The sequence below is a fragment of the Desulfobaculum sp. genome (assembly GCF_054921475.1).
Window position 1 is genome coordinate 1 of the sequence record NZ_JBUDSW010000233.1, and the last position, 5675, is coordinate 5675.

Below are 5675 nucleotides of genomic sequence, written 5' to 3' on the forward strand. Positions count from 1 at the left end.
CGTGGATTATTGGTGCGGGCACGGCGGTATTCGGCGATACGGCCCTTGGCGTGCGTATTGGCGCCGTGCTTGGCGCGGCGGCAACGCAGCTGGTGATGTACCTTGGTGTAGCGCGCCTGTGGGGACGGCCCCGCTTGGCGCTCTTGTCCATCGTGGTGCTCAACTGCTCGCTGCTGGCCATGGCGTCCGGCATTTTGATGACCACGGACAACCCGCTGCTGGTGTGCTGGCTGACGGCGCTGTTTAGCCTGTATTGGGCCTCGCGCGAGCCGGACCGCTGGCTGCCGTATATTCTGCTGCTGCTGGCCATGGCCGTCGGCACGCTGGCGAAGTACATGATGCTGGCCTTTGTGCCCGTGGCGCTGGTGTTCATGTGGCTGCTGTCGCGCAACGGGCTGACCACGGGCACCTTTGTGCGCCGTGTGATCGGCTGCTGCATCCTCGGCGGCGTGCTTGGCATGCTGCCCATCATGATTTGGAACGTGCAGAACGACTTTGCTGGCGTGCGCCACGTGCTGCACCTTGGCGGCATGTCCGGCTCCCGCGCCGAAGCCTTTGTGCGTTTTGACAAGTTTCCGGAGTACATCGGCAGCCAGATTGGCCTGCTGATGCCGTGGTGGTTTGCCTTTATGCTCATGGGCGCGGCTGGCGTGGTGACCTCCCTGCGCGATGCGCCCGGCAAGGCCGCGCGCAACGTGGAGACGCTGGGCTACCGGCAGAAGGCGCTGCTGGCCGCAGGATTCTGGCCCATCTGGGGCTTCTTTATCCTGTGGTCGTTCCACACCAAGATTAATCCCAACTGGTCGGCAGTCAGCTACGCCAGCGGGTTCATCCTTGCCGCCGCCGCGTGGGACGCGGTGTGGCGCCGCCGGGGTGGGCGCAACTGGCGTGTGTGGCCGTGGCCCTTTGTGGGGCTGGCGCTCATGACCATGCTCATGGTGCATGATCTCTTCCCCCTGCCGTGGCGCTATGAAGGGCGCGTGCCCTTTGCCGGGCAGGTGCACATTGAGAATCCCATCCTGCACCTGAAGGGCTGGGATGACCTTGGCGACACCGTGGACGAGATGCGCCGCACCCGTTTTGACGACCCGGACAAGGTCTTTCTGTTTGGCGAGAACTACGACGTGACCTCGGCCCTGTCGTGGCATGTTCCCGGCAAGGAGCGGGCCTACTGCCTGCCCGGTGGCCGCCGCCTGAATCAGTACGACCTGTGGCCCGGACCGCAGGCCAAGGCCGGGTGGGACGCCATCTTTGTGCGCAAGAAGTTCAAGGGACCAAACGACGGCTTGCTCAAATATTTTGCAAGATATGAAACAATCCAGTACCAGTCTCGTCACGGGGGACGCCCTGCGCGGCGTTTCACCATCTATCTGTGCTATGACTATAACGGGACATGGCCAGCCATTAAAGGATCGGACGGGTACTAACGATGACGGACCCCCATGTGTGCGAGCGATGCGGGCAGCAGGGCACATCCTGCTGCGTGCTGACGCCGGGACAGGAGCAACACTGCTTTCCGCTTTCCGCTGCTGAGCGGGAGCGGATTCTGTCGTACTGCGGCGACGCCGGAGCCTTCGCCCTTGAGGTGAACACCGGTGCGTTCGTCCTTGGGGTAAAGCACGCCTTTCCCGGGGATGAGGACGCCATTGCGGCGCTCTTTCCCGTGGATGGGCGCAGCACGCACTACCGTCTGGCGACCCATGCAGGCGGCTCCTGCGTGCTGCTTGGGCCCGAGGGCTGCGTACTGCCCCGCGAGGTCCGTCCGTACTACTGCCAGCTGTTCCCCTTTTGGGTTGCCCGTGGACGGGTGATGATCTTCGCTTCCCAGACGTGCCTTGCGCAGCAGACATCCACGGCCTTTGGCCGGTTGTCCGCTATGCTGGGCACCACGGAAAAGGAGGTCCGCCGCCTGCACGGGCAGCTTCGGCTGGCATGGGGGCTGGACCCACAAGACGGGGAGCCTACCGACTCAAAACGGCATAAACGGTTCGACATATGAAGAAAGTTCTCATTGCGATAGCCATCATCTGCGGCATAGGCGCCGTGTGTGGGCTTGGCGCGCTTGGCGGCCTGTATTATTGGGCGTCCAAGGATTTGCCGAGCTTTAAAAACATCACGGACTACACTCCGCCCCTCGTCACCACCGTCTACTCGGAGGACGAGCAGGTTCTGGGCTACTTCTACAAGGAAAAGCGTTTCCTCGTGAAGCTGAACGACATGCCGCACTATGTGCCGCAGTGCTTCCTCGCCGCCGAGGATTCCAGCTTCTATAAGCACGACGGGGTGGACCTTGTGGCCATCTTCCGCGCGTTTGTGAAGAACCTGCAGGCCGGGCACGTTGTGCAGGGCGGCAGTACCATCACCCAGCAGGTCATCAAGTCCCTGCTGCTGACGCCGGAGCGCAGCTACCAGCGCAAGCTCAAGGAAGCCATCCTTGCCTACCGTCTGGAGCGTCACCTTTCCAAGGATGACATCCTGACCATCTATCTGAACCAGATTTTCTTTGGCGCGCGTGCCTATGGCATCGAGGCCGCGGCGCGGGCCTACTTTGGCTGCCATGTGCAGGAGCTTACCCTTGCGCAGTCGGCCATGCTGGCGGGCCTGCCCAAGGGCCCCAGCGCCTACAATCCGTACCACAACATGGCCGGCGCCAAGAAGCGCCAGCGCTATGTGCTGGGCCGCATGCTGGAGCTCAAGTGGATTACCCACGAGCAGTATGAACAGGCCCTGAGCGAAGAGATTGTCCTGCGCCGCATGGAAGACCCCTCGTGGCGGCAGGGCGCGTACTACCTTGAGGAAGTGCGCCGCCGTCTCATCGACCGCTACGGCGAGGATTTCGTCTACAACTCCGGCATGCACGTGTACACCGCCGTGAACCTGACGCATCAGTTGGCGGCGGAGAAGGCCGTGCGTGACGGGCTGCTTGCCTCGGCCAAGCGCCGCGGGTGGGCAGGCCCCAACCAGCATCTGGACAACGCCCAGTGGGAAGGCTTCCTCAAGGAAAATCCCTACGTGGTGGACGCCCTTGATGTTGGCGAGTGGGTGGAAGTGCTGGTGACGGATGTCACCAAAGAGCGCGCCAAGGTCCGCTTTGGCGACTTCCACGGCGTTGTCACCGTGGAGGACGTGCACTGGGCGCGTCAGCTTGACCCAAGCAAGGCCACCGACGAGGTGCCGAGCGTCAAGGACTGCCGCCTTGTCCTGCATGAGGGCGACATTATCTGGACCTCGGTAAAGGCCATTCCCGATGGCGTTGCCGACGGCTCCGCTCCGGCGGAAGAGGTCATCTGGCCGCTGGACCTTGAGCGCATGCCCGAGGTGCAGGGCGCACTGGTGTCCATGGTGCCTCAAACCGGCGAGGTCCGCGCCCTTGTGGGCGGCTACAGCTTTGAGACCAGCCAGTTTAACCGCGCCACGCAGGCCAGCCGCCAGCCCGGTTCCGCGTTTAAGCCCATTGTGTACTCCGCTGCCATTGATAGTGGCATGACGCCGTCCACGGTGCTGCTGGACGCCCCCATCGTCTACACGGACTATGAAAACGACCGCACGTGGAAGCCCGAGAACTTCGAGGGCGTGTTCTACGGCCCGACCCTGCTGCGCACCGCGCTGGTGAAGTCGCGCAACCTCGTGACCATCCGCATTGCCCAGCAGTTGGGGATCAGGACTATCATCGACCGCGCGCGGACCCTTGGCCTTGAGAGCGAATTCCCCGAGGACCTCTCGGTCAGCCTTGGCTCCTCGCCCGTGACGCCCATCAACCTGACGCAGGCCTACTCGGCCTTTGCGCGTGGGGGCAGCTGGATTAAGCCGCGGCTTATCCTGCGCGTGGAAAGCGCGTGGGGCGAAGAGCTCTACGTCAACAAGCCCGAGGTGCACGAGGCCATCTCGCCCGAGACGGCCTACATCATCACCAGCCTGCTCAAGCAGGTGGTCAGCGATGGCACCGCATGGCGCGTGCGCCGCGCCTTCTCCCGCCCCATGGCGGGCAAGACCGGCACCTCCAACGAGGAGCAGGACGCGTGGTACGTGGGTTTCACCCCGGACCTGCTGACCACGGTCTACGTGGGCTTTGACAAGATGACGCCCATGGGCAAATGGGAAACCGGCTCCCGCGCGGCGTCGCCCATTTGGATTGGCTACCGGCAGGCCGTGGAGGCGGAGTATCCCGTCCGCGACTTCCAGCAGCCTGCGGGCATTGTTATGGCCCGTGTGGATGCGGCCAGCGGCCTGTTGGCCGGACCGGGCACCGAGAAGACCTTCACCTTGCCCTACAAGGCTGGCACCCAGCCCACGGAAACTGCGGAGCCGTCCACGGCGTCGCCTTCCGGCGGGGCCAAGGGTGCGGCGGGGGAGGACCTGCTGAAGCAGATTTTCTAGCCCGTCGGCCTTTTCCCGACTCTACCGCGCACCATGCCTTGGCATGGTGCGCTTTTTTGTGTGATGGCCGATGCGGGGTATCTGTCTGAGATATGGGGCGATTTGTCTGCAGTGGGAGGCGTCTGTGTCGTTGTGTGTATAATGCTTTCGTCAGTTTTTTGCTGTAAAGCGCTAAAAGGAATGCAGATTTATGATGCGCTGAGTTTTTTGAAGAAAAATGCAATGCATTTTCGGCGTGTTGTGGTGTTTTGCTGAATGTTGTGCATTGGCCGGTATAAAGTGACGCCTTGTAAAGGTCGATACATCTTGCAAGTGGGGAGGGGCAACAGGTCCACTTTGGGGGAAGATAAGGACACTGGCCCCTGACGGCAAGGAAGCCTTTGCATTCAAGGAGGAAAGGCTATGTCACTTATCATCAATCATAACTTGATGGCGATGAACGCCGCCAGAAACCTGGCTGTGTCGTTCGGGGCCCTTGGGGTGTCAACACGGCGCCTGTCGTCCGGACTGCGTGTGGGGATGTCGTCCGACGACGCGGCAGGATTGGCCGTCCGCGAATTGATGCGGGCGGACATTGCGTCCCTGAATCAGGGGGTGCGAAACGCCAACGACGCTATCTCCCTCATCCAGACGGCAGACGGCGCGTTGCAGGTCATTGACGAAAAGCTCATCCGTATGAAGGAGCTGGCCTCGCAGGCCGCGACAGGCTCCTACAGTTCGGAACAGCGCCTGATCATTGATTCGGAGTACCAGGCCATGGCCTCGGAGATTACCCGAATCGCCAACGCAACGGACTTTAACGGCATTGCGCTGTTAAACGGCAACCTTTCGACGACAACACACGACGGGTCGGGGTTGCAATCGACGGGAAAGCTCAAGATCCACTTCGGTACGGCGAATGACAGCGCCGAGGACTACTACTACATCCAGGTCGATACGGCGACCGCCTCCGCTCTTGGCATCGGCAACGGTGCCGGGTCCTCCAGCGAAGGGTACACCGTATCCACCCAGTCCGCGGCGCAGAATGCCCTCGAGGGCTTGCAGGATGCCATTGTCTCCAAGGACAACATCCGCGCTAAGCTCGGGGCCATTCAGAACCGGTTGCAGAACACGGTCTCCAACCTGCAGATTCAGGCCGAGAACCTGCAGGCGGCCGAGTCCCGCATCTCCGACGTGGACGTTTCACAAGAGATGACGGAGTTCGTGAGAAACCAGATTCTCTCACAGTCGGCCGTAGCCATGCTCGCACAGGCTAACGCGCTGCCTCGTATGGCCATGACTCTGCTCAGCGCATAATG

Annotated in this window: 4 protein-coding genes; all 4 read left to right on the top strand. The window is 61.9% G+C overall.

The window, feature by feature from the left end; all coding sequences use genetic code 11:
• Positions 1-1427, top strand: a 1427-nt coding sequence (locus ACY69P_RS13385; RefSeq protein ID WP_462327833.1) for an ArnT family glycosyltransferase, incomplete at its 5' end; no start/stop codon positions are given.
• A gap of 2 nt (positions 1428-1429) precedes the next feature.
• Entirely contained in the window at positions 1430-1999 is a 570-nt protein-coding gene (locus ACY69P_RS13390) for a zinc/iron-chelating domain-containing protein (RefSeq protein WP_462327834.1), read from the top strand.
• A complete protein-coding gene (locus tag ACY69P_RS13395; RefSeq protein ID WP_462327835.1) occupies positions 1996-4377 on the top strand; it encodes a penicillin-binding protein 1A in 2382 nt (793 codons plus the stop codon). Before ACY69P_RS13390 ends, ACY69P_RS13395 begins: the two co-directional genes overlap by 4 nt.
• A 402-nt stretch (positions 4378-4779) precedes the next feature.
• Positions 4780-5673, top strand: a complete 894-nt coding sequence (locus tag ACY69P_RS13400) for a flagellin N-terminal helical domain-containing protein (RefSeq protein ID WP_459901340.1) — start codon at positions 4780-4782, stop codon at positions 5671-5673.
• Positions 5674-5675 lie beyond the last annotated feature (2 nt).

Excerpts from the sequence above, each read along its gene's own strand:
- ACY69P_RS13390 (WP_462327834.1), top strand. The coding sequence starts at position 1,430 with ATGACGGACCCCCATGTGTGCGAGCGATGCGGGCAGCAGGGCACATCC.
- ACY69P_RS13395 (WP_462327835.1), top strand. The coding sequence starts at position 1,996 with ATGAAGAAAGTTCTCATTGCGATAGCCATCATCTGCGGCATAGGCGCC.
- ACY69P_RS13400 (WP_459901340.1), top strand. The coding sequence starts at position 4,780 with ATGTCACTTATCATCAATCATAACTTGATGGCGATGAACGCCGCCAGA.